This is a genomic window from Nocardia sp. NPDC058114, assembly GCF_042884695.1.
Lineage (GTDB): Bacteria > Actinomycetota > Actinomycetes > Mycobacteriales > Mycobacteriaceae > Nocardia.
Map to the genome: position 1 here is coordinate 1 of NZ_JBHVTK010000014.1, position 23123 is coordinate 23123.

Annotated in this window: 16 protein-coding genes and 2 pseudogenes; 8 read left to right on the forward strand and 10 right to left on the reverse strand. The window is 68.4% G+C overall.

The window, feature by feature from the left end; translation table 11 throughout:
* Window positions 1–435: 435 nt before the first annotated feature.
* A complete protein-coding gene (locus ACFVVI_RS32280; RefSeq protein WP_387448216.1) occupies window positions 436–1260 on the forward strand; it encodes a DUF1684 domain-containing protein in 825 nt (274 codons plus the stop codon).
* Window positions 1257–2300 carry an LLM class flavin-dependent oxidoreductase gene (locus ACFVVI_RS32285; protein WP_387448218.1) on the forward strand — a complete coding sequence of 348 codons (1044 nt, stop codon included), beginning with the start codon at window positions 1257–1259 and terminating at the stop codon, window positions 2298–2300. The genes ACFVVI_RS32280 and ACFVVI_RS32285 overlap by 4 nt, the downstream gene beginning before the upstream one ends.
* Window positions 2301–2485: 185 nt before the next feature.
* Here ACFVVI_RS32285 and ACFVVI_RS32290 read toward each other — a convergent pair whose 3' ends face one another.
* From ACFVVI_RS32290 to ACFVVI_RS32335, 10 genes and pseudogenes are all read right to left on the reverse strand, one after another.
* Window positions 2486–3523: an aldo/keto reductase gene (locus ACFVVI_RS32290; protein WP_387448220.1), complete on the reverse strand. Its 1038-nt coding sequence runs from the start codon at window positions 3521–3523 to the stop codon at window positions 2486–2488.
* The gene (locus tag ACFVVI_RS32295) at window positions 3520–4563 is read right to left on the reverse strand and encodes an aldo/keto reductase (RefSeq protein WP_387448222.1); all 1044 of its coding nucleotides are present in this window, start codon (window positions 4561–4563) and stop codon (window positions 3520–3522) included. Before ACFVVI_RS32295 ends, ACFVVI_RS32290 begins: the two co-directional genes overlap by 4 nt.
* Before the next feature lie 17 nt (window positions 4564–4580).
* The gene (locus ACFVVI_RS32300; RefSeq protein WP_378990311.1) at window positions 4581–5918 is read right to left on the reverse strand and encodes an NtaA/DmoA family FMN-dependent monooxygenase; all 1338 of its coding nucleotides are present in this window, start codon (window positions 5916–5918) and stop codon (window positions 4581–4583) included.
* Window positions 5918–7257 (reverse strand): annotated as a pseudogene (locus ACFVVI_RS32305) (LLM class flavin-dependent oxidoreductase). Before ACFVVI_RS32305 ends, ACFVVI_RS32300 begins: the two are co-directional and overlap by 1 nt.
* Complete coding sequence (locus tag ACFVVI_RS32310; protein ID WP_387448224.1) at window positions 7254–8444, reverse strand: acyl-CoA dehydrogenase family protein; 1191 nt, start codon at window positions 8442–8444, stop codon at window positions 7254–7256. Before ACFVVI_RS32310 ends, ACFVVI_RS32305 begins: the two are co-directional and overlap by 4 nt.
* A 293-nt stretch (window positions 8445–8737) precedes the next feature.
* The gene (locus tag ACFVVI_RS32315; RefSeq protein ID WP_387448226.1) at window positions 8738–9643 is read right to left on the reverse strand and encodes a LysR family transcriptional regulator; all 906 of its coding nucleotides are present in this window, start codon (window positions 9641–9643) and stop codon (window positions 8738–8740) included.
* A gap of 110 nt (window positions 9644–9753) precedes the next feature.
* Window positions 9754–11532, reverse strand: coding sequence for a dipeptide ABC transporter ATP-binding protein (locus ACFVVI_RS32320; protein ID WP_387448228.1), 1779 nt, complete (start codon window positions 11530–11532; stop codon window positions 9754–9756).
* Window positions 11529–12392, reverse strand: a complete 864-nt coding sequence (locus tag ACFVVI_RS32325) for an ABC transporter permease (protein WP_387448230.1) — start codon at window positions 12390–12392, stop codon at window positions 11529–11531. Before ACFVVI_RS32325 ends, ACFVVI_RS32320 begins: the two co-directional genes overlap by 4 nt.
* Window positions 12389–13342: pseudogene (locus tag ACFVVI_RS32330) on the reverse strand (ABC transporter permease). Before ACFVVI_RS32330 ends, ACFVVI_RS32325 begins: the two are co-directional and overlap by 4 nt.
* A gap of 3 nt (window positions 13343–13345) precedes the next feature.
* On the reverse strand, window positions 13346–15001 hold the full coding sequence (locus ACFVVI_RS32335; protein WP_387448232.1) for an ABC transporter substrate-binding protein: 1656 nt from the start codon (window positions 14999–15001) through the stop codon (window positions 13346–13348).
* A gap of 219 nt (window positions 15002–15220) precedes the next feature.
* On the opposite strand from ACFVVI_RS32335, the gene ACFVVI_RS32340 reads away from it, so the two are divergent.
* The 6 genes from ACFVVI_RS32340 to ACFVVI_RS32365 are packed head-to-tail and all read left to right on the forward strand — an operon-like array spanning window position 15221 to window position 23109.
* Complete coding sequence (locus tag ACFVVI_RS32340) at window positions 15221–16855, forward strand: ABC transporter substrate-binding protein (RefSeq protein ID WP_387448234.1); 1635 nt, start codon at window positions 15221–15223, stop codon at window positions 16853–16855.
* A 9-nt stretch (window positions 16856–16864) separates the two neighbouring features.
* Window positions 16865–17908: an ABC transporter permease gene (locus ACFVVI_RS32345; RefSeq protein WP_387448235.1), complete on the forward strand. Its 1044-nt coding sequence runs from the start codon at window positions 16865–16867 to the stop codon at window positions 17906–17908.
* The gene (locus ACFVVI_RS32350) at window positions 17905–18789 is read left to right on the forward strand and encodes an ABC transporter permease (protein ID WP_387448237.1); all 885 of its coding nucleotides are present in this window, start codon (window positions 17905–17907) and stop codon (window positions 18787–18789) included. Before ACFVVI_RS32345 ends, ACFVVI_RS32350 begins: the two co-directional genes overlap by 4 nt.
* A complete protein-coding gene (locus ACFVVI_RS32355; protein WP_387448239.1) occupies window positions 18786–20438 on the forward strand; it encodes a dipeptide ABC transporter ATP-binding protein in 1653 nt (550 codons plus the stop codon). Before ACFVVI_RS32350 ends, ACFVVI_RS32355 begins: the two co-directional genes overlap by 4 nt.
* On the forward strand, window positions 20435–21736 hold the full coding sequence (locus tag ACFVVI_RS32360; protein ID WP_387448241.1) for an acyl-CoA dehydrogenase family protein: 1302 nt from the start codon (window positions 20435–20437) through the stop codon (window positions 21734–21736). Before ACFVVI_RS32355 ends, ACFVVI_RS32360 begins: the two co-directional genes overlap by 4 nt.
* Window positions 21733–23109: an acyl-CoA dehydrogenase family protein gene (locus ACFVVI_RS32365; RefSeq protein WP_387448243.1), complete on the forward strand. Its 1377-nt coding sequence runs from the start codon at window positions 21733–21735 to the stop codon at window positions 23107–23109. Before ACFVVI_RS32360 ends, ACFVVI_RS32365 begins: the two co-directional genes overlap by 4 nt.
* The last annotated feature ends 14 nt before the right edge of the window (window positions 23110–23123 follow it).

Sequence of the window (23123 nt, forward strand, 5' to 3'; positions counted from 1 at the left end):
GACACACCTGCAGCGAGGTTGATCCGAACTTCCCGAAGAGCCTCCGACACTACCGCCGCAAGCCCTCCCACACTCCGAATTTCCTTACGCTGGGCAATGATTCGCGTGAGTCGTGACCTCTTCGCCTCCCGCGTGCCGACGGGCACCAGGCACGACCACAGACGGATACCGCTGGGCGGCTGATCAGGCACCCACCCACCGCCACGGGCAGCAGCTCCACCCGCCGCCCCCCGTTCCCATCGCAGTTGTGTTTCTACGATTTGCACGCCGGTTTACACGGGTATCTACGGGAAGCGCCCGCTAGCTTCGGGACATACAGCTAGCCATCTACCTGCGCGAACAGAGGGAGAATGGGACGAGTCGAGCAATGGTGACTTCTGTTCGGGTTGAGCGCAATTCTGTTCGTGGGCGGTGATGTCGGGTTGTATCGATGCCATGGCAACACAGGAAACCCCGGTCGCCGAGGTAGACAGTTTCACCGCCGAATGGCAGCAATGGCACCGCCAGCAGGAGGCGCGACTGGCTGACCGGCACGGATTCCTGGCCATCACGAACCTGCACTGGCTCACCGAAACCCCGGAGCGGTTCACCGACGCGCCCGGCACCTGGTCCACCGGTGCCGACGGTGTGGTCGTGGTTCTCGATGAGGGCGAGGAATTGGTCGTCGAGGGGACACCGGTGCACGGCCGTTACGAGTTCGGCGCGATCGCCGAGCGCGACGGGGTGAACGCGGTGTGGGGTGACGCGGTGATCGAGGTCGCGCGCCGTGGTGGCAACGACATCGTCCGCCCTCGGCACCCGAACAACCAGTTGCGCACCGCGTTTCGGGGCACACCCGCGTTCGCGCCGGACCCGAAATGGGTGGTGACGGGTCGCTACGTTCGGTTCGAGCAGCCGCGACCGACCACCGTCGGCGCCTCGGTCGAAGGGCTCGAACATGTCTACGACGCACCGGGACAGGTCGAGTTCGACATCGACGGTCAACCGCTGCGGCTGACCGCGTTCCCCGGCCGGAATCCCGGCGACCTGTCGGTGCTGTTCACCGATACCACTTCTGGAGTCACCACCTACGCCGCGAATCGCATTGTGCAGGTGTCGACTCCGGCGCCCGACGGCACTGTCGTGCTCGATTTCAATCGGGCGGTCAACCTGCCGTGCGCCTACACCGATCTCGCGACCTGCCCGCTGCCGCCCGCCGAGAACAGGCTCCCGATCGCGGTCGAGGCGGGGGAAAAGATCCCCTACGAGCGCCAGGGATGAGCGCACCGCAGATCAGCACGCTGGCGTTCCTGACGCCGGGCAACTACCTCGACGACGATCCGTACACCGGGCTCGAGGACACGCTGCAGCTGTTCGAATACGGCGAGCGCCTCGGCTTCGACGGTGCGTGGATCCGGCAGCGTCATCTCGAGCACGGCGTGGGTTCGGCGGCGGTCTTCCTGGCCGCCGCCGCCCAGCGCACCAGCCGAGTAGAGCTGGGCGCCGCGGTCATTCCGATCGGCTACGAGAGCCCGTTCCGGCTGGCCGAGGACCTGTCGCTGGCCGATGTGCTGTCACAGGGCCGACTACAGCCCGGTTTCAGCGCGGGCACCCCGCCGCACGCCGACCTCATCGGTGATCTGGTCTTCGATGGCGACTGGCGCAGCTTCGACCTGTCCTACGGCCGCGTGGCCCGTCTGCTCGAGAACCTGCGTGGCGACTATCTCGGCGACGCCGACACCGTCATCCACTCGCCGGGCAACACTCAGCGTCCCCGTCTGCAGCCGCACAGCCCCGGCCTCGCCGATCGTGTGTGGTATGGCGGCGGGAGCATCCGATCCGTGCACTGGACCGCGGAGAACGGACTGAACCTGCTCAGCGGCAACATCGTTTTCGGTGACACCAGTGACGATTTCACCACCTCCCAGCTGACCCTGATCGCGGACTACCGCCGCCTGATCGACCCGGCTCGACCCGCCCGCGTGGCGGTCGGACGTGTGATCGTGCCGTTCGACAGCGCCGACCCTGCGACCCGCGAGCGCTACCGTGCCTACGCCGCGAGCCGCCACGACCGCACTCTCGGCCCACAGGGTGAACGCCGAATTCTGTTCGCGCCGGACATCGTCGGCACCGCCGAGCAGATCCTGGAACAGCTGCGAGCCGACCCGGTGCTCGCACAGACCGCTGAGCTGCGCCTGGAATTGCCTTACGAATTCCACCGTGAGGATTACGAGCAGATCCTGCACGACACCGTGCACCTGATCGCTCCCGAACTGGGCTGGAAACCGACGTTCACGAACGCGGCGAGTACGTCGGCGTGACCAGCCGCTCGGTGCATCGCCGAACGTAGGAGCGAGCACAACACCGGCACGGCCTCGATCCGCGCCGACGGATCGCGACGGTGATCCCGTGTGCCGGGCGGCGAACAATCAACCGAAGTCGCTGCCGCCACCCGGAAATCGCTGAGGAAGAGGGATTACGTCTCCCTCAGCGATCACCGGATGGGTTAGGCGGCGCGTCTACGCAGGGCGGGGTCGGCCAGCGCGTCGGGGATCTTGCCGGTGTCACGGTCGGCGAAGATCGTGCCGGGTGGGACTATCTCGTCGATGCGGTCGAGGATCTCCTCGCTCAGGACGACATCGACCGCACCAAGATAGGCATCGAGGTGTTCGCCGGTACGCGGGCCGATGATGGCGGCGGTGACATCGGGGTGGGCGAGCACGAAACCGATCGCGAGCTGGATGAGCGTGAGTCCGGATTCCTCCGCGAGGACGGCGAGCGCGTCGGCGGCGGCGAGTTTGGCCGCGTTGGCCGGTGCGTCGATGTCGAATCGGCCCGGGATCAGTTCGGCCCGATGCGAACTCGGTTGAGGTGCGCCGAGGCGGTACTCACCGGAGAGCCACCCCGCGGCGAGCGGGCCGTAGGTGATGACGCCGAGTCCGTACTTGCGGGCGATCGGCAGGGTCTCGCGTTCGATGCCGCGAATCAGCGGAGAATACGGAACCTGTTCGGCAGCAGAGCGATTGGCCTTGGTCCGGTCGGCGATCCACTGGGCTTCGACCAGTTCGCCGGGCGAGAAGACCGAGGTGCCGTAGTAGCGGATCTTGCCCGCGCGGACGAGGTCGTCGAGAGCGGCGACGGTGTCCTCGAGTGCGGTCACCGATTCGGGGCGGTGCACCTGGTACAGGTCGAGGTGGTCGGTGTCGAGGCGACGCAGCGAGTCCTCGACGGCACGGACGATCCAGCGCCGGGAGTTGCCTCGGTGGGTGGGGTCGTCGTCGACGGCGTTGTGGAACTTGCTGGCCAGGATCACCTCGTCGCGACGGTCGCGCAGCGCCTTTCCGACGATGATCTCGGATTCGCCCCGCGAATAGGTGTCGGCGGTGTCGATGATGTTGATTCCGGCGTCCAGCGCCCGATGGATCAGCGCGATCGATTCTTCGTGGGTGGTGCCGCCACGGGAACCGAAGTTCATGGTGCCGAGCACATACGGGCTCACCCGGACTCCGGTACGGCCGAGCAAGCGCAGGTCGGACAGGCTCATCGGGTGGCTCCGATCGTGGTGCGGCGGCGCACGGCCGCGTCGGTGAGCGAGGGCGGCAGGTAGCCCTCGTCGGCGGGGCTTAGTGTGGTTCCGGGCGCGACGATCTCGTCGATGCGGTCGAGCACCTCGGTGCTCAGCCGCACATCGACGGCGCCGAGATGGGTCTCGAGATGGGCCAGGGTGCGCGGCCCGATGATGACGGTGCTCACCGCCGGATGCTGGAGCACGAACGCCAGCGACAGATGCACCAGCGAAATGCCCGCTTCGTCGGCGAGTTTCGCCAATTCCTCGGCGGCGGCGCGCTTGCGCTGGTTGGCGACCAGTTCGGGGTCGTGCCGGTGCGGCTGCCGGGCGAGCCTGCTCGACTCGGGCGCGGTCTCCCCCGCCCGGTAGCGGCCGGAAAGCCAGCCGCCCGCGAGCGGACTCCAGGTGAGTACGCCGAGGCCGTGCCGTTCGGCGATCGGCAGGGTGGCGCGTTCGGCGCCACGAGCCAGGATCGAGTACGGCGGCTGCTCGGTGACCGGGCGCGCCAGGTTGCGGTCCTGAGCCACCCATTGCGCCTCGACCAGCTGATACGGTTCGAACGTCGTGGTGCCGTAGTAGCGGATCTTGCCCGCGCGCACCAGATCGTCCAGCGCGCGCAGTGTCTCCTCCAGCGGGACGTCCGGGTCGGGGCGGTGCACCTGGTAGAGGTCGAGGTGGTCGGTGCCGAGACGGCGCAGCGAGTCCTCGACGGCGCGGATGATCCAGCGCCGGGAGTTGCCGCGACTGTTCGGGTCGGTGCCGATCTGGCCGTGGAACTTGCTGGCGAGGACCACCTCGTCGCGGCGCCCACGCAGGGCCTTCCCGACGATCTGTTCGTTCTCCCCCTGGGAGTACACGTCGGCGGTGTCGACGACGTTGATGCCCGCGTCCAGGGCGCGGTGGATGATCGTCGCCGCGTCGTCGTGGTCGGGGTTGGCCCAGGCGCCGAAGTTCATGGCGCCCAACGTGAGTGGGCTCACCAGTACGCCGGTGCGGCCGAGGTGTCGCAGTGTCATGGAGTGGGTTGTCACTTTCAGGTTGTGGAAACGGTTTCGCGGGCAAAGGAGTTCGCGGGTTCGGACAGGCCGAGGTGGCCGCGCAGGGTGGTGTGTTCGTATTCGCGACGGAAGAGCCTGCGCTTGCGCAGTTCGGGCACGACCTGGTCGACGAAGTCGGTGAGGTAGCCGGGCAGGACGGCCGGGATGATGGTGAAGCCGTCGATGCCCGCGTTGCGGTGCCACAGCTCGATGTGGTCGGCGACCGTCTGAGGTGTCCCGATCACCACTCGGTGCCCGCCCAGGAACTCGGTGAGCAATTGCCGCACGGTGTGGCCGGTTTCGAGCGCGTAGCCGGTGAGGGAGGCGAAGAAGCCCTGCGGGCCGATCCGGTCGGCGGGCAGCGTGGTGAGCTGGTGCGGCAGCGGGGAGTCGAGGTCGAGTTCGACGTCGGGATAGCCGAGCCAGCGGGCGAACTGACGCACCGGAGCGCTGTCGGGATGCAGCCGCCCCTGCAACTCGTCGAACTGTGCGCGGGCCTCGGCTTCGGTGGACCCGATCACCGGGACCAGGCCGGGAAGGATCCGGATCGCGTCGCCATCGCGGCCGGAAGCCACCGCTGCCGAGCGGATCTCGGCCGAGAAGCTACGCGCGGCAGACAGGCTGAGCTGGGTCGTGTAGATCGCCTCGGCATGGGCGGCCGCGAAGGCCCGGCCCTGCGGGGAGGCTCCGGCCTGCACGAGAACCGGGCGGCCCTGCGGGGAGCGCAGCACATTCAGCGGCCCGGCGACGGAGTAGAACTCGCCCCGGTGATCCACCGCGTGTACCCGATCCGGATCGGCGAAGACACCGGCTTCCTGGTCGCCGATCAGCGCATCGGATTCCCAACTGTCCCACAGCTTCTCGGTCAGCGAAACGTACTCGGCGGCACGCCGGTACCGTTCGTCGCGCTCGGGCAGCTCGGCGATGCCGAAGTTGCGGGCGGCGTTCGGTTCGAACGTGGTGACCACATTCCAGCCCGCTCGGCCTCCGCTCACGTGGTCGAGCGAGAGGATCCGCCGGGCCAGGTTGTAGGGCAGGTTCAGCGAGGTGGTCGCGGTGGGGATCAGCCCGATGCGCTCGGTCGTCACGGCCAGCGCCGAGCTGAGCAGGATCGGGTCGAGCGTGGCGGCGGGCGCTCGGGCGATGCCGGGCTGCTGCACCGGGATATCGGGGAACAGCAGGCCGTCGAGTCCGCCGCGTTCGGCCTCGGCCGCGACCCGCTGGTAGTGCGAGAGCTGGATGAAGGCGTCGGCGGGCAGGGTCGGTTCGAGCCAGGCGGCCGGGTGGTAGCCGGCGCTGCCGACGTTGACGAGGAAGTGCAGTCTGCGTGCCATCAGGCAGCCCCTTCTGCGATGGTGCCCGGGTAGGTGGGGACGGGCAGGCCGAGGTGACCGCGCAGGGTGGTCGCCTCGTAGTCGGTGCGGAACACGCCGCGCTCGCGCAGGATCGGCACGACGCCGTCGACGAAGTCGTCGAAGCCGCCGGGCAGGACATCGGGCATCAGGTTGAAGCCGTCGGCGATGCCCGCCTCGACCCAGTCGATGATCGCGTCGGCGACCTGTTCCGGTGTGCCGGTGACGATGCGGTGGCCCGCGCCGCCGCCGAGGCGTCGCAGCAGCTGGCGCACCGTCAGGTTCTCGCGCCGGGCGAGGCCGAGGGCGATCTTGTAGAAGGTCTGTGACCCGCCCGCCTCGTCGGGGTCGGCCAGCAGGTGCCACGGGAGCGGGCCGTCGAGGGTGAGAGCGTCGCGGTCGACGCCGAGCTGGGTGGCGAGCCGATCGAGCGCGTAGTCCGGTGGCACGAGCTCGGCCAGCAGTTCACGGCGCTGGGCGGCCTCGGCTTCGGTGGAACCGAGCACGGTGGACAGGCCGGGCAGGATCAGGACGTCCTCGGCCCTGCGCCCGTAGCCGACCGCACGCGCCTTCACGTCGCGGTAGTACTCCCCCGCCTCGTCCGCGGTCTGGGCGGCGGTGAAGATCACCTCGCCGACCCGGGCGGCCAGTGCCGGCCGTCTTTCGACGCACCGGCCTGCACGACCACCGGTTCGCCCTGCGGCGAGCGCGGAACATTCAGCGGACCGGCCACGTCGAAGTGCGGGCCGTGGTGATCGACGGCGTGGATGCGGGTGTAGTCGGCGAAGCGGTGGGTGGCCTTGTCGCCGATCAGCGCGTCGGGCTCCCAGCTGTTCCAGAGCGCGCGCACCACCTCGACGAATTCGGCGGCGCGTTCGTAGCGGGCGGCGTGGGCCGGTTCGGCGTCGAAGCCGAAGTTGCGCGCCGCGTCGACACCGGCGGTGGTGACCACGTTCCAGCCGGTGCGACCGCCGCTGAGCAGGTCGAGCGAGGCGAAGCGGCGGGCGACGTCGTAGGGGTCGTTGTAGCTCGACGACAGGGTGGCGATGAGGCCGACGCGCTCGGTGGCCGCGGCGACGGCGGCCAGGATCACGGTCGGTTCGAGGCTGTTGAACGGCCGGTACCGGATGTCCTCGCGGATGGCGGGCCCGTCGGCGAGGAAGATCGCGTCGAACTTGGCTTCCTCGGCGCGCTGGGCGATGCGCACGTAGTGGTCGAGGGTGAAACTCGCGGCGGGGTCGGTGCCGGGGAAGCGCCACGAGCCGCCGAACACGCCGGCGTTGAGAATGTTGACGTTGAGGTGCACCTGTCGTCGGGTCACGGCTGTTCCTCCTTGGCACGGCCCGCCGCCAGCGCGGCGCGACCGAGATCGGCGAGCACGAAATCGCTCTGCGGGAAGTGGATTCGCCCGACCATGGCATCGCGATGGTGGCGTTCGAGCGGATGACGGCGGTCGAGGCCGGGGTTGCCGGTCAGGTCGAGCGCGGATTCGGTAACCCGGATGGCGGTGGAGGTGGCCACGTGTTTGGCCAGTGCGGGCAGACGGCCGTGCTCGTCGTCAGCCAGGCTCGCCACGCCCTGGCGCACCAGTGCGCGGCTGGTCTGGATCCAGGCTTCGATCTCACCCACACGGTCGTGGAAACGCGGCACGGTGGCCAGCGAATCACCCAGTGCGGTGGGCACTCTGGTGTGCAGGTAGCGCACCAGCCAGTCCCGCGCCGCGATCGCGACGCCGTTGTAGTTCGCGGCCAACAGCAGGGGCAGCGATTGGCGCCCGGCTCGGCGAATCTTGGCGGAGCCGCCGTGGGGGTCACGCAGGTCGACGAGCCTGGCTTCTGCGACGACCGTGCCGTCGAAGACCACCGACTGAGTGTCGGAAGCGCGCAGGCCCAGGTGATTCCAGGTCGGTTCGACGTGCCAGTCGGTGGCGGTGCGGTCGAGCAGGAAGGTCGCCACACGCGGGCTCGGTTCGGCGGTGCTGGTGGTGACGGTGAACCAGTTCAGCCCGGAAATGCCGGTGGCGTAGGCCTTCTCACCGTCGATGCGCCAGTCCCCCGAGGGCAGGCGGGTGGCGGTGGTGGCCGGGATGCCGCCGCGGGAGAGGCTGCCCAGTTCGCGTTCGACGGCGAGCCCGTTGATCAGCGCGCCGTCCGTCGCGGCCGAGCGCAGCACCAGTTCCTTCAGTTCGGCGGGCCACGGGCTGTCGTCGCGGAGCAGGCTCAGATGGTTGGTGTAGTTCCACTGCAGGATCAGTCCCACCGACGGGTCGGCGGCGCCGACGCGTTCGATCACCTCGACCGCCTCGGCGAGACCCGCACCGAGACCGCCGTATTCCACCGGAACCGTGAGCGCGGGCGCGCCGATCGCGCGCAGCGCCTCGAAGGCGGCGAACGGAAAGGCCCCCGCCCGGTCGTGTTCGGCGGCGCGATCGGCGATCAGTGCGAGCGCGTCGGCGAACGCGTCCTCGTCGAGACCGTGCACGGTGTGTGCTGGTGCCACAGCGGTCATGCGGGTGTCACTCTCCTGGTCGCGTCACGACCGCTCGGCGGCGGTCGAACGCAGATCTGTGCGGCGCACCGGAATTCACCGGAAAGGGAATCGGGGCGCGATGAAGTGGATCGTCGAAATCAGCGACGACAGGGCGGAGCCGTGGCGGCGGCCTCGATCCGGATATTCGGCAATTCCACGAGACCTCCTTTCCACGTTCGGTCTCCGCAATCCAGTATCGGAACCTCCGATGTCACCGAACAAGACAGCCGGTCTACCGGATTCGTTCAGTTTTTCTCGATCGTCGACCGGGATCAGGACGCCAACTGCTCGGGCGCCGCGATGGCGCGCAGCATGCGTATGGCCGCAGCGACAGCGGGCCTTTCCAGGGAGGCTTGCCGGTAGGTCACGCCGACCTGGCGCGACCCGTTGGCGATGGTGCAGGCGATCAGGTGCCGGTACTCCGGTGGTACCGACATCTCCGGTACCACCGCCACGCCCAGCCCGTGGTCGACGATCTCGGCCATCCCGGCGAAGGTGCCGCTGCGATGCTCGATCCGCGGGGCGAACCCGGCCTCACGGCAGGCGTACATCACCGACACGATCGACGGCGCGCCGTCGCGGGCGGCGATCCAGTCGGCGTCACGCACCGCGGACAAGCCCTGCTGGCGGGCCCGTTCCCGCAGGCCGGGTGGGGCGAGCAGCACGAGCGGATCGTCGAACAGGTACTCCGAGGACAGCCCGAGCGGCAGATCCCGAGCCCGGAACGAGTACGAATAGGTGATCGCGATGTCGACCTCCTGCTGGCGGACCGCGGGCACCGCGTCCACCGGAATCAGGTCGACCACCTGCACCCGCAGGCCGGGGTTCTCGTTCATCAGTCTCGCCGCGGCGGGCAGCGCGAGCCGGGTCTGCGCGGTGCGAAAGGTGGCCAGGGTGAGCACACCGGTGATGGCCTCGGCGGTGGCGGCCACCGCGCTCTCGGCTTCCTCGAGCGCGGTGATGATCCGCGAGGTGTAGTCCACCAGCACCCGGCCCGCGTGGGTCAGGCGCAACACCCGGCCTTCACGGCGGGTGAGCACCGCGCCCACTTCCTCTTCGAGAATGCGCAACTGTTGCGAGACCGCCGAGGTAGTGATCCCGTGCAATTCCGATACGGCGGTCATGGTGGTTCGCTCGGCGAGATCGCGCAACAGGACAAGGCGTCGAATGTCGTACATGAATTCCTCGCTTCGACCGGTTGGCGTCCGGATTCGCCCATCATCCGCAGTAGCGACATTCCAGGAAATCCTTACGATCAGAGCGATTCTGTACAGCTGCGCTTCGCCGATCACGCCACCACGGCGTCGACGGCGACGGGCGTGCCCGCACCGACCGGTACCGCGTCGAGCAGCCGTCGGGTGTAGTCCTGGGTGGGGTTCTCGAAAACATCGGTGACAGCACCGGATTCGACCACCGAACCCGCGCGCATCACCGTCACCTCGTCCGCGACCAGCCGCACCACACCCAGGTCGTGGGTGATGAACAGGTACGTCAGACCCTGCTGGTGCTGGAGATCGACCAGCAAACGCAGGATCTGCGCCTGCACCGAGACATCGAGAGCCGAGACCGCCTCGTCGAGGACGAGAACTCGCGGCCCGGGGGCGAGCGCGCGGGCCACAGCGACGCGTTGACGCTGACCACCCGAGAGTTCGGCAGCCTTGCGCGCCAAGTGTTCTCGCGACAGAGCGACCTCGTCGAGCAGTTCGCGCACCCGATCGCTGCGTCGTGGCCCACGCGGGAGCAGGCCGAGTGCGACGAGCGGTTCGGCGATGATCTGCTCCACGGTGAACTTCGGGTCGAGCGACGAATACGGGTTCTGATATACGAACTGGATCTCGCGACGGATCGGACGAAGTTTCCCGCGTGAGAGCCCGTCGATGCGGGCGCCGTCGAACCACACCTGCCCCGAGTCCGGTGAAGTGAAGCCCGCGGCTATCCGGGCGACGGTCGACTTGCCCGCCCCCGATTCCCCCACCAGCGCGTGCGTTGTTCCCGCGCGGACGGCCAGGGAGACGTTGTCGACCGCGCGCACACCACCGTGCGCGAAGGTCTTGGTCAGTTCCCGGACCTCGAGCAGCGGCCTGGCCGCTTTCGGCACAGGCGTCGCCCGGCCCGTCGACGAACTGATGGACGTCGGCGCCGACCGCGCACGCACGGCCGACGATCCGGTCCCTGTCGACGAAACCGATTCTCCGGGAACCGACGCCGGGCCGCAGGCGGACGGGCCACCTGGTTCGACACGGGGCTCGGTGCTCGTCAGGCGGGTGCTCTGCTGGGTGGGCGCCGCCGCGACCAGTCGGCGCGTGTAGTCGTGTCGGGGATCGGCCAGGATGCGGCCGGCCGGGCCCTCTTCGACGATGCGGCCGTGCTGCATCACGATCAGGCGGTCGGATCGTTCGGCGGCCACGCCCAGGTCGTGGGTGACCAGCAGAACACCGAGGCCGAGGGTGTCGCGCAGGTGGGCGAGGTGGTCGAGGATCACCTTCTGCACGGTGACATCCAGGGCCGAGGTCGGCTCGTCGGCCACCAGCAGCGCGGGGTCGTTGGCCAGCGCGATAGCGATGAGCACCCGCTGTTTCATGCCGCCGGACAGTTCGTGCGGGTACTGCCGGTACACCCGTTCCGGTTCGCGCAATCCCGCCGTGGCCAGTTTCGCCACCGCGAGGTCGCGCCCCGGCCCGGATTCGACGCGCCGGTGCAGTCGCAATGCCTCGAGCACCTGGGTGCCGACCCGTTTGACCGGGTTCAGCGAGGTGCCGGGGTCCTGGGGCACGAAACCGACGAACGGGCCGCGCAATCGGGCGAGTTTACGGTCGTTCCAGGACGCGGTGTCGTGCCCGTTCAACGCCAGTGCCGTGGCCTCGACCCGCGCCGATGGGGGCAACAGATGCAGCGCGGCATGGACGGTGGTGCTCTTGCCGGACCCGGATTCGCCCACGATCGAGACGAATTCGCCCCGGCCCACCGTCAGCGACACACCGTCGACCGCGGCCTGCCCGTCCGCGCCGCGGGCGCGGTAGCGCACGGACAGGTCCTCGATCCGCAGCAGGGTTTCCTTCTCGCTCATCGCTTCTCTCCCAACGCTCGCCCGATTCGATTGGTGGACAGCACGACCACGGCGATCACGATGCCGGGCAGCAGCGAGATCCACGGGTAGGTGGCCAGAAAGTCCCTGCCCTCGGAGACCGCGAGGCCCCATTCCGGGTCCGGCGGCGGTGCGCCGTAGCCGAGGAAGCCCAGCGCCGCCACGGCCAGCACCGCCGTGCCGCATTCGAGCGCGGCCAGTGACAGCACCGCCGAGACCGAGTTTGGCAGCACGTGCCGCACCACGACCCGTCCGAAACCGGCCCCGGAGCCGTAGGCGGCCTCGACGTAGTCGGTGCCCGCGACCTTGAGCACCTCCGAGCGCATCACCCGCGCGAAGGCCGCCACCGCCGAGATGCCGACGGCGACAGCGATATTCACGGTGCCGTAGCCCAGCGCGGTGACCACGGTCATGGCCAGCAGCAGGCTCGGGATGGCCAGCAGGACGTCGACGAAGCGCATGATCACCGCGTCGACCCGGCCCCCGAGAAACCCGCTGAGCAGCCCGATCGCCGACCCGATCACGAACCCCAGGGCCACCGCGAGCAGGGTCGCGGTGAGCGTGGTCGAGGTGCCGTAGATGGTGCGGGCGAGCAGATCGCGGCCGAGGCGATCGGTGCCGAACAGGTGCTCGACACTCGGCGCGCTGAAGCTTGCGTCCGAATCACCTTCCAAGGGTGAGTACTTCGTGAACAGGGACGGGACGAGCGCCCAGGCGAGCACGGTGGCGATCACCAGCCACGCCAGGGCCAGCCCCGGCGCGGCGGTGATCGCCGCGGTCGCGGTACGCACGCGATCGGGAACCGTCGGTGCGGTACGGACGTCGTTGTCGAGGACGGTCATGCGGAGGTCCTTGCTCGCACACGGGACCGCAGCCGCGGATCCGCCAGTGGATAGACGAGATCGACGAGGAAGTTCACCGTGACGAACACCAGCGCGGCGAACACCACCACCGCCTGCACCAGCGGCACGTCCTGGGTGCGCACCGCCGTTTCGGTCAAGCGGCCCAATCCCTAACGGGAGAACACGGTTTCGACGATCACCGCGCCGGCGAGCAGGTTGCCGAAGGTGACACCGGCGATCGTGAGCGCGGGCAGGGCGGCGTTCTTCAATACCTCCCGTACCAACACCCACAGCCGCGTCGCGCCCTTGGCCACCGACACCGTGACATACCCGGCGTGCAGTTCGGCGTCGAAGTTCTTGATCAGCAGCTGCGCGATCGGCGCGGATACCGGTATCGCCAGCGTCACCGCGGGTAACACCAGCGCGCCGAAGCCTTCGTTGCCGATCGGCGGGAACCAGCCCAGCTGGAACGAGAACACTTGCAGCAGTGCGAGTCCCACCAGGAACACCGGCACCGACACCCCCGCCGCGGGCAGGGTCGCGACCAGGTCGGCGACCCATTTGGTGCGGGTGTAGCCCGCGGTGGCGGCGACGGCGAAGGCCAGCGCGACGGCGAGGACCAGCGCGGCGCCCGCCAGCAGGGCAGTGTGCGGCAGTACCGACACGATCAGCGGCCACACCTGCTCACCGGTGCGGGTCGAGACCCCGAAATCACCGGTCAACGCGGCGAACAGCCGGTGTGTGTACTGCCCGACCAGCTGCTGGTCCAGGCCGAAGTACTCCCGTGAGTTCTGTTTGTCCTCCTCGGAGATCAAGTCGCCCTGCGACGGGTCGAACAGGAAGTCGACCGCGTCGTAGGGCAGCACGAACAGCAGTACGAAGGTGAGGGTGTAGGCGCCCCACACCACGAACACCGCCTGCCCCAGCTTGGCGAGCACATAGCGCGACATCGGTTACCTCGGCTCGATCCAGGTGTCGTAGAAGACGTTGCGCGACTGCGCTTCATAGCCCACGTTGTGCACCCGCGGGGATGCCGCGGTCACCTGCGCCGGGTTGTACACCGGCACGGTGAGCACCTGATCCACGAGCAGGAACCGCTGCGCCGCCTCGGCGGCCTCGGCGCGCTTGCCCGGGTCGAGGGTCTTGCTCACCGCGCTGAGCTTGTCGATCGCCTGCTGGTAGAGGGGGTTCTCCGGCGCCAGCTTCGAGGAGTTGGTGTACTGCGGCGAGTACACCTGCTCGAGCACCGCCACATCGGCGCGACTCTGGTTGGCCACCTGGATGTTCCAGCGTTTCTGCTGGGTGGCGGCGGCGGTGTAGTCCGGGATCGGCAGCACGTCGAGTTTCAGGTCGATGCCGATCTTGCGCAGATCCTGCTGGATCAGCTCGTAGGCGGGCTTGTTGTTGACCAGGTTGTTGATGCCGAGCAGGGCGAGTTCGAGTCGGCGGCCCTGCGCGTCCACCCGGATACCGTCGGAGCCCTTCTTCCACCCCGCTGATTCGAGGATCTGTTCGGCCTTGGTCCGGTCCTGCTTCAGTTCCGCGGAGAAGTCGACGTGGCCGGGCACGCGAGAGGAGATCACCGAGCTCGAGACCTTGTAGCTCGAGGTGAGCACCGTCTTGGCGAGCGCGTCGCGGTTCCAGCCCAGCTTGACGGCCTCGCGCACGGCGCGGTCGTCGGTCGGGAACCGGTCGGTCTTGAGGTCGAAGGAGATATCGCGCCCGGGAATCAACTGCGGCACGATCCGATAGCCCTCGGCTTTCAGCGGCGCCTCGTCGGTGTTGTTGACGTCGAGGATCGCGTCGACCTGCCCCGCGCGCAGCGCACCCGTGCGGACCGCGGCCTCGGGAATCACCGAGATCTCCACGGCGTCGAGGTAGGCCTCGCCGTTGTGTTTGCGGCTGGCGGGCGCCCAGTTGTATCCGGGACGCTTCTTCAGCACCGTTTTCTGCTGGTAGACGTGCTCGGCGACGACGAACGGACCGGTGGTCACCAGATTCTGCGCCAGCGCGCGCTGCTCTTTGGTCAGCTGCAGGGTCGAGTGACCGACGATGCCGGAGAAGTACAGCGAAAGTGCCTGGAGGAAACCGGCGTTCGGTCGATTGAAGACGACCTTGACCGTCGCCGGGTCGAGCACCGTGGTGCTGGTGTAGCCGACCCAGTACGCGGTCACCGGCACGATGCCCAGCGCCTTGTCACCGAATCCGAGCAGGTCGAAATTCTCTTTCACCGAATCGGCGGTGAATTTCGAACCGTCGGTGAAGGTGACGTCGTCGCGGAGCCGGAAGGTGAATTCGGTCAGTTCCGGATTGATATCCCAGGACTTGGCCAGCCACGGTTCGATGGCCCCGGTTTCGGGATTCTGGTAGGTCAATTTGTCGGTGATGTTGCTCGTGATGAGCGACTCCGGATACGAACTGCCCGAATGCGGGTCGAGGTTGGCGGGTGCGTCGAGCACGGCGAAACGCAAGGTCCCACCGGCGACCGGCGGGCCCGCGTCGTCGCTGCCCGCGACCCGGTTACCCGAGGCCGCGCAGCCCGTCAGCACGGAGGCGACAAGGGTGACGGCCACCAGCACCGTCGCCGCGGAGAATCTTTTCGATGACATTTCGCGAAGTCTGCACAACGACAAGTCCGCGAACAACCAAGTTGCACTTCGTGATTTGTTCAGTTTTAGTGAATCGAGCACGCCACCCGATCGTGAAGCGAAACTTGAATAATGGTGTAGGCATTCTTGGCGATCCGAAATCGCGGAATGTGACGGTCGCGGACTTAACCTCCGGAGTGTAAGCAACACAGTCCGCTCCGACGAAAGACCCACGACCACATGAGGAATATTCGATTCCGTCACCTTCTGGCCACCGGCACCGCGGCCATCGCCCTCGCCACCGTGCTGGCCGCGTGTGGTGGGCCGTCGTCGCAGAACGAGGCGGCAGGCGACCCGGTTTTCGGTGGCACGCTGAACTTCTACGATCCCATCGAGTACACAGCGTGGACGCCGGTCAACTCGATCTGGTCCAACAGTCAGGTCGCCAACAATCTCGCCGAGCGCCTGACCTGGCAGGATCCCGACACCGGGGAGATCAAGCCCTGGCTGGCCACGTCGTGGGAGGTCAGCCCCGACAAGCTGAAGTACACCTTCCGCTTGCGCGCGGGAGTCACGTTCAGCAACGGCGACCCGCTCGATGCGGCGGTCGTGAAAGCCAACTACGACCAGCACGCGCTCGGCGACAAGGCCCTCGGCATTCCGCCGGACCGGTTCTTCTCCGACTACCGGGCTTCGACCGTGATCGATCCGCTGACCGTCGAGGTGGCCTTCACCAAGCCCAATGCCGGTTTCCTGCAGGTGGCTTCGTTCTACCGGGCCGGGTCCATTCTGGCGAAGCCGTTCCTGGAGCGGGATCTCAACGGGCAGAGTCAGGCCAAGAACTGGATCGGGTCCGGTCCGTTCGTGGTGGAGTCGGTCACCGGCAACACCGGCATCACCCTGAAGCGGCGCGAGGACTACAACTGGGCGCCGACGGGTTCGGGCCACCAGGGCAAGGCCTACCTGGAGCGGGTGGTCTTCAAGACCGTGCCGGAAGCCGGGACCAGGGTCGGTGCGCTGCAGTCGGGTGAGGCGCACATCGCGCGCAACATCAGCCCCTACGACGAGGAGACGGTGACCGCCAACGGTGGCCGGATCGAGGCGTTCGCAGTGCAGGGCCAGACCAACAAGCTGTCGGTGCAACTGGATTCGGCCACGCCGATCGTGGAGAAGGACGTGCGCCTGGCGTTGCAGGCCGCCACCGATCGCAAGGAGATCAACGAGACAGTGCTCTCGCCGAGTTACCCGATCCCGAACAGCATCCTGGTCAAGGACACTCCCAACCGCGGCGACGCGAGCAAGTACCTCGGCTACGACCTGAACAAGGCCAACTCGCTGCTCGAGGGCGCGGGCTGGAAGAAGGGTGGCGACGGCATCCGGGCCAAGGACGGCAAGCGCCTGCAGTTCGAGGTCTGGGTGGCCGCGTTCTACCAGGTGTCGCAGCCGGTGCTGGAACTACTGCAGTCCCAGTGGAAGAAGGCAGGCGTCGATCTGGTGATCCACACCGTGTCGCAGACCGAATACGAGTCGATCCGCAATTCCCGTCCCGACAACTGGGCGCTGGTGCAGGGCCAGACCTCGCGCGCCGAGGCCGACGTACTGCGCACCGCGTTCGACAGCACCGCACAGAACGAGTTCTTCGCGCCCGTGCCGGACGCGAAGCTCGACGAGTTGGTGCGCGCGCAGGCCTTCGAGTTCGACCCGGCCGCGCGGACCAAGGCCATCCAGGCGGTCGAGGACCGGGTCTTCGGCGAGGGCTACGCCATTCCGCTCTACGACGAGACCCAGGTGTTCGGCCTGGCGCCGACCGTGCACGGTTTCACCACCGAGTCCACGGCCCGCACCTGGCTCTACGACACCTGGATCACCGGGTAGGAGCCCGCGATGCGCATCTACGTTCTGCGGCGGCTGGTACAGGCGGTACTGGTCCTCTGGGCCGCCTACACCCTGTCGTTCATCTTGCTCAGCGCGCTGCCCGGGGATTCGGTGAACAACCGCATCCAGAACCCGGAGGCGCAGATCACGCCGGAGGCGGGCCGGTTGATGCTCGAGTTCTACGGGCTCGACCGGCCGGTCTGGGAGCAGTACCTGCACGCGCTGTGGGCCCTGCTGCACGGTGACCTCGGTTTCTCGCTCACCTCGGGAAGGCCGGTGACGCACGCGGTCACCGAGGCGCTGCCCTCGACACTGACCCTGACCGGACTCGGCCTGGTGTTCGGGCTGATCTTCGCCGGTGTCGTCGCGGTGGCAGCCAACTACGCGCCGTGGACGTGGCTGCGCGGCGTCTTCGATTCCGCGCCTGCGCTGTTCGCCTCGGTTCCCACCTTCGTGGTCGGTGTGCTGGTGCTGCAATATCTTTCGTTCCGCTGGCACCTGATCCCCTCGGTCGACGACGGCACGGTGCTCGCGCTCATCGCACCCGCCGCGACATTGGGGCTGATCGTGGCCGCACCACTGGCCCAGGTGTTCGCCACCTCGGTGCGCACCACCCGGCAGCGATCGTTCGTGCACGTGGTGGCGGCCAGGGGCGCGGGTGAGGGCTACATCTTCCGCAAGGATGTGCTGCGCAATTCGTCGCTGCCGGTGCTCACGCTGCTCGGGCTGGCCTTCGGTGAGCTGATCGCCGGTGCGGTGGTGACCGAGTCCGTGTACGCGCGTCAGGGCATCGGCCAGCTCACCGTCGGCGCGGTCGACACCCAGGACCTGCCGGTGGTGCAGGGCGTGGTGTTGCTCTCGACGCTGGCCTATGTGCTGGTGAATCTCGCGGTGGACCTGGCCTATCCGTTCATCGATCCGCGGGTGCTGGTGGACGGGCGCACGCACCGGGTCACCCGGTCGCGGTCGGCCGTACGCAAGCAGGCCACCGTCTCCGTTCCGGTCGTCGCGGCGGTGCCGCGTCGACTGCCTGCCGAAGTGGCGATGCCATGACGACACTCGAAAAGATCGAAGCTGTTCCGGCCCAGCCTGATTCGACGAAACCTACGGTTCGGGCATGGTCCGCGCTGCGATGGACCCGTCGGCACTGGACGGTCGCGCTGGCATTGCTGGTGGTCGTCACCATCCTGGCGTGGGCGATCGTGCCGCAGCTGTTCACCGGCTACGACCCGCTCGCGGTGAATCCGGCCCAGAAGCTGAAGCCGCCCTCGGGCGAACACTGGTTCGGCACCGATCAGCTCGGCCGGGATCTCTACGCGCGCATCGTCTACGGCGCGCGGCCCTCACTCCTTGGTTCGGCGATCGCCGTCGGTGTCGGTGTGCTCGTCGGCTCCCTGCTCGGCGCGGTGGCCGGCTGGTTCGCCGGGTTCCCCGACAGCGCGGTGATGCGGCTCATCGACGTGGTGCTGTCGATTCCTGGCTTCCTGCTGGCCATCACCATCGTGGTGCTGCTCGGTTTCGGCGTGTGGCAGGCGGGGATCGCGGTCGGGCTCACCTCGTCGGCGACCTTCGCGCGACTCATCCGCTCGGAGGTGGTCAAGGCCCGCACGAGCACCTACGTCGAGGCGGCCACCACCAGCGGGGCCTCGACCGGCGCGATTCTCCTGCGACACGTGATCCCCAATTCGATCGCGCCGACCGTCTCGCTGGTCACCGTGCAGTTCGGCATCGCGATCATCTGGATCGCCTCGCTGAGCTTCCTCGGGCTCGGTGCGCAGCCGCCGGACCCGGAATGGGGCCGGCTGGTCTCCGACGGGCGCAACTACATCGCCACGCGCGGCTGGCTGACGCTGTGGCCGGGGCTCACCATCGTGGCGATGGTGCTGGCGACCAATCACCTGTCGCGCCATCTCTCCAGGAGGGGCTCCGCATGAGCGTCGTCCACGAAATATCAACGCCTACACAAGCAGTCGAGGTGCGGCCGGTGCTGCGCGTAGCGAACCTGCGCGTCGGCTACCGGGTGGACGACCGGGTCTCCCCGGTGGTGCGCGACGTCTCCTTCGACGTCCCGCCCGGCACCGTGCTGGCGCTGGTCGGCGAGTCCGGTTCGGGCAAGACCACCACCGCCCACGCCGTGCTCGGGCTGCTCCCCGGCAACGGCGAGGTCACCGGCGGCACCATCACCTTCCGCGACCAAGTCCTCACCGAGCTGAGCGCGAAAGGGTGGCGCTCGATCCGGGGGCGCGCGATCAGCCTGATCCCCCAGGATCCGACGGTCTCGCTCGACCCGGTGCGCCGGGTCGGACACCAGGTCGAGGATGTGCTGCGGCTGCACACCGAGCTCGATGCCGACGCTCGCCGCGAACGCGTGCACGAACTGTTCGAACTGGTCGGCTTCACCGATGTCGAGCGCCGCTATCGCCAGTACCCGCACGAACTCTCGGGCGGGATGCGCCAGCGGGTGCTCATCGCCGCCGCGGTCGCGGCCGAACCGGATCTGATCATCGCCGACGAGCCGACCTCGGCGCTGGACGCGACGGTGCAGCAACAGGTGCTCGACCTGCTCGACGAGGTCCGGCTGCGCACGGGGACCAGCGTGGTGCTGGTGACCCACGATCTCGGCGTGGCCGCCGATCGCTCCGACCTGATCGGCGTGCTGCACCAGGGCGAGCTGGTCGAGTTCGGGCCGACCGCGCAGCTGGTCGCCGACCCGCAGCACGCCTACACCCGGCGACTGCTCGACAGCGTGCCGTCGCGGCGGCGGTGGGTACGGGAGCGCACGCCGGTCGCGGTCGGCACCGAAACGGTCATCGAGGTCGACGAGCTGCGCAAGGACTACGGCGGCGTACCCGCCGTCGACGGCATCTCGTTCCGGGTGCGACGCGGCGAAACCTTTTCCATCGTGGGCGAATCCGGCAGCGGGAAGTCGACGACGGCGCGGGTACTGACCGGGCTCACCGAAGCGGACTCGGGTCGGGTCGCGCTGCTCGGTACCGACATCACCCGGCTGAGCCGCCGGGAGTTCCGTCCGCTGCGCCGCGACGTGCAGATCGTGTACCAGAACCCGTATTCCTCGTTCGATCCGCGCTTCGACGTCTACGACGTGGTGGACGAGCCGCTGCGCTCGTTCGAGCCGCGCCGTGGGCTGCGCCGCGGCAGGCCGAATCGGGATCGGGTGGTGGCCGCGCTCGAGGCCGCCGCCCTGCCCGCCGATTTCGTCGACCGGCATCCGCGCGAATTGTCGGGCGGGCAACGTCAGCGGGTGGCCATCGCTCGCGCGCTGGTGCTCGAGCCGAAGGTGATCGTGCTCGACGAGCCCATCTCGGCGCTGGACGTCTCGGTCGCGGCGCAGATCCTCGACCTGCTGCGCGGCCTGCAGGAAGAACGCGGGCTCACCTACGTCTTCATCTCTCACGACCTGGCCGTGGTGCGTGCGATCTCCGATCGCGTCGCGGTGATGCGCGAAGGCCGCATCGTCGAACAAGGCACCGTGGACCAGGTCTTCTCCTCTCCCGCCGACGATTACACCGTGCGTCTGCTCGACGCGATCGCCGGCCGCGACCTCATCGGAGGACTGTCATGACCACCACCATCGCGCCCGCCACCCTGGCCGAGGCACTCCCCCGCATCCGGTCCATCCTGACCGAGTTCGTCCCCGGCACGGGCGAGCGCGACCTCGCCTTCGAGCACCCCGACGCGCTGATCCAGGCGCTGGCCGACGCGGGCTTCGGCCGATTGCGGGTGCCGGTGGAGTACGGCGGTTTCGACGTCGACCTGCCGACGCTGTTCGGGCTGCTGGCCGAGGCGGGGCAGGCCGATTCCAATATTCCGCAGATCTGGCGCGGGCATTTCACCACCACCGAGATCCTGCGCGCCGAAACCGATCCGGTGGTGCGCGAGCACTGGTTCCGGGCGATCGGTGCGGGCGCGGTGTTCGGCAACGCGCAGTCCGAGCCCTCGGCGCTGGTCGCCGAAGCGGTGGGCGAATCCGCGGGCTGGGGCGTGACCACCACGCGCGCCCGGGTGGGCGAGGACGGCGTGCGCGTGGTCTCGGGCACCAAGTTCTACTCGACAGGCGCGCGATTCGCCGACTACATCCGCGCGGCCGTGGTCGACGATGAGGGCACCCGCGGTTTCGTGGTGATCCCGGCCCGGCACCCCGGCGTCACCCACGCCGACGACTGGGACGGCATCGGTCAGCGTCAAACCGGCAGCGGCACGACCTATTTCGAGGATGTGCCGGTCGAGGAGCACGGCGATATCGGCCGGTACAAGGAGTCCTTGCGCGGTCTGGATTCCTTCGTCCAGATCGTGCACCTGGCGAATCTGACCGGGATCGCGCGCAGCATCGTCGCCGAGACGGCGGAGATCGTGCGCGGTCGCACCCGCACCAGCCTGCACGCGCTCACCCAACACGCCACCGAAGATCCCGACATCCTGTCGGTGATCGGCCTGCTCGAAGCCCGCAGGCTCACCGCCGAAACCCTGCTGCGGCACACCGCCGAGCAGCTCGAGGCCGCGCACGCCGCCGGGAACGAGGCCGCCTACACCCGGGCCTACCTCGATGCCTCCGCCGCGCAGATCGCGGTGATCGAGGCCGTACTCGATGCCGCGACAAGGGCTTTCGACGCGGGCGGGTCCTCCACGATCCGCAACAGCGTGCATCTGGACCGGCATTGGCGCAATGCCCGCACCCTCGCCTCGCACAACCCGGTCATCTACAAGCCGCGCGTGCTCGGCGACTTCCTTGTCAACGGCAACGCGCCGGTGCCGGGCTACTACCGGCAGCGCCCCTCGGTGGTCACACCGGACGCCACCGTCGCCGCGACCAACGGCGAGGCGACCGCGGCAGCCGACGCCGCGCAGAACGGCGCGCGATGACCGCCGTCGACCAATCGGCGCCCCTGTTCGAACCCGGCGCGACCGGTTCAGCACCGGCCGCGTCCTCTCTCCCGGTACTCGACGCCGTGCCGGGTATCAGCAGCGGTAGCCTGCCGATCGGCCCGACCCAGGGCACCGCGCCGGAGACCGAAATCGCAGGGACACCACAGCGTTCCCCGTCGGCAAGGCCCGACCATCCGCTCACGGTGGCGGGCATCCGAGCCGCCGCGGCGCCGATCCTGCGGCAGCTCGCCGAGACGGCGCGGCAACGCGAGATCGACCGCGACTACGCCTTCGCACAGGTGCGCGCGCTCGCCGAGACAGGGATCGCCTTGACCGGCATCGCCACCGCAGAGGGCGGGGCGGGCGGGTCGCTGCGCGAGGTCACCGACCTGGTGATCGAGATCGCGCGGGCCGATTCCAGTGTGGCGCAGGCATTGCGGAGCAGTTTTCTGACCGCGAACCAGGTGGCGGGCAGACCTGACCTGCCGCACCGGGAGCAGACGCTGCAACGGCTACGCGACCGAGACCTGTTCGCGGGCACCAGCAATGAACGCACGGGCGGTGCCAGCGGGCAGGTCAACGCGACCGCCCGCCCTGACGGCGTGGACTGGGTGATCGACGGCGAAAAGTACTACTCGACCGGTGGGCTGTACGCGAACTGGTTCTCCACGCAGGCACAGACCGAGGACGGGACCGTGCTGCGGTTCACCGTGCCTGTGGATCGCGCGGGGGTGCGACGACTCGACGACTTCGACGCGGTCGGCCAGCGCCTCACCGCCAGCGGGACCACCCGGTTCACCGGGGTGCGAGTGAGCGCCGACGAGATCACCCCGGCGCCGGCGACCGAACCCGACAATCCGTGGCAGGGCTCCTACGCCCAGCTGTATCTGGCCGCCGTGCAGGCGGGTATCGCCGCGCGAGCCCGGGACGACGCCGTCGCCTACGTGCGGGAGAAGGCCCGCCCGATCAAACACAGCACCGCTACCAGCAGCCTCGACGATCCCTATGTCCGCCAGACCGTCGGCGAGATCGCCGCCCGCGCCCAGGCGGCGCGCGCGGTAGTCCTGCTGGCCGCCGAAACCCTCGAAGGTGTCCGCGGGCGCACCGGCGACGATGCCAGAGCCGCGGGTGCGGCGGCGGCGGTCGAGGTGGCCCAGGCGGGCGTGATCGCCATCGAATCCGCGCTCGCCGCAGCCGAACTCGTCTTCGACGTGGGTGGCGGGTCGATCACCGACCGCGCCCTCGGCTTCGACCGGCACTGGCGCAATGCCCGCACCGCCGCCAACCACAACCCCCGCCAATGGAAGCAAGCCGTCGCAGGCGCGTTTCACTTGACGGGCGAACAACCCCCGACCACCGGTCTGTTCTGATCCACCGAGAGAAA

What these genes read in the sequence shown, in the direction of transcription:
- ACFVVI_RS32315 (WP_387448226.1), bottom strand. Translation starts at nt 9,643, where the DNA reads ATGTACGACATTCGACGCCTTGTCCTGTTGCGCGATCTCGCCGAGCGA.
- ACFVVI_RS32280 (WP_387448216.1), top strand. Translation starts at nt 436, where the DNA reads ATGGCAACACAGGAAACCCCGGTCGCCGAGGTAGACAGTTTCACCGCC.
- ACFVVI_RS32350 (WP_387448237.1), top strand. Translation starts at nt 17,905, where the DNA reads ATGACGACACTCGAAAAGATCGAAGCTGTTCCGGCCCAGCCTGATTCG.
- ACFVVI_RS32355 (WP_387448239.1), top strand. Translation starts at nt 18,786, where the DNA reads ATGAGCGTCGTCCACGAAATATCAACGCCTACACAAGCAGTCGAGGTG.
- ACFVVI_RS32320 (WP_387448228.1), bottom strand. Translation starts at nt 11,532, where the DNA reads ATGAGCGAGAAGGAAACCCTGCTGCGGATCGAGGACCTGTCCGTGCGC.
- ACFVVI_RS32335 (WP_387448232.1), bottom strand. Translation starts at nt 15,001, where the DNA reads ATGTCATCGAAAAGATTCTCCGCGGCGACGGTGCTGGTGGCCGTCACC.
- ACFVVI_RS32325 (WP_387448230.1), bottom strand. Translation starts at nt 12,392, where the DNA reads ATGACCGTCCTCGACAACGACGTCCGTACCGCACCGACGGTTCCCGAT.
- ACFVVI_RS32285 (WP_387448218.1), top strand. Translation starts at nt 1,257, where the DNA reads ATGAGCGCACCGCAGATCAGCACGCTGGCGTTCCTGACGCCGGGCAAC.
- ACFVVI_RS32340 (WP_387448234.1), top strand. Translation starts at nt 15,221, where the DNA reads ATGAGGAATATTCGATTCCGTCACCTTCTGGCCACCGGCACCGCGGCC.
- ACFVVI_RS32365 (WP_387448243.1), top strand. Translation starts at nt 21,733, where the DNA reads ATGACCGCCGTCGACCAATCGGCGCCCCTGTTCGAACCCGGCGCGACC.
- ACFVVI_RS32300 (WP_378990311.1), bottom strand. Translation starts at nt 5,918, where the DNA reads ATGGCACGCAGACTGCACTTCCTCGTCAACGTCGGCAGCGCCGGCTAC.
- ACFVVI_RS32345 (WP_387448235.1), top strand. Translation starts at nt 16,865, where the DNA reads ATGCGCATCTACGTTCTGCGGCGGCTGGTACAGGCGGTACTGGTCCTC.
- ACFVVI_RS32310 (WP_387448224.1), bottom strand. Translation starts at nt 8,444, where the DNA reads ATGACCGCTGTGGCACCAGCACACACCGTGCACGGTCTCGACGAGGAC.
- ACFVVI_RS32290 (WP_387448220.1), bottom strand. Translation starts at nt 3,523, where the DNA reads ATGAGCCTGTCCGACCTGCGCTTGCTCGGCCGTACCGGAGTCCGGGTG.
- ACFVVI_RS32295 (WP_387448222.1), bottom strand. Translation starts at nt 4,563, where the DNA reads ATGACACTGCGACACCTCGGCCGCACCGGCGTACTGGTGAGCCCACTC.
- ACFVVI_RS32360 (WP_387448241.1), top strand. Translation starts at nt 20,435, where the DNA reads ATGACCACCACCATCGCGCCCGCCACCCTGGCCGAGGCACTCCCCCGC.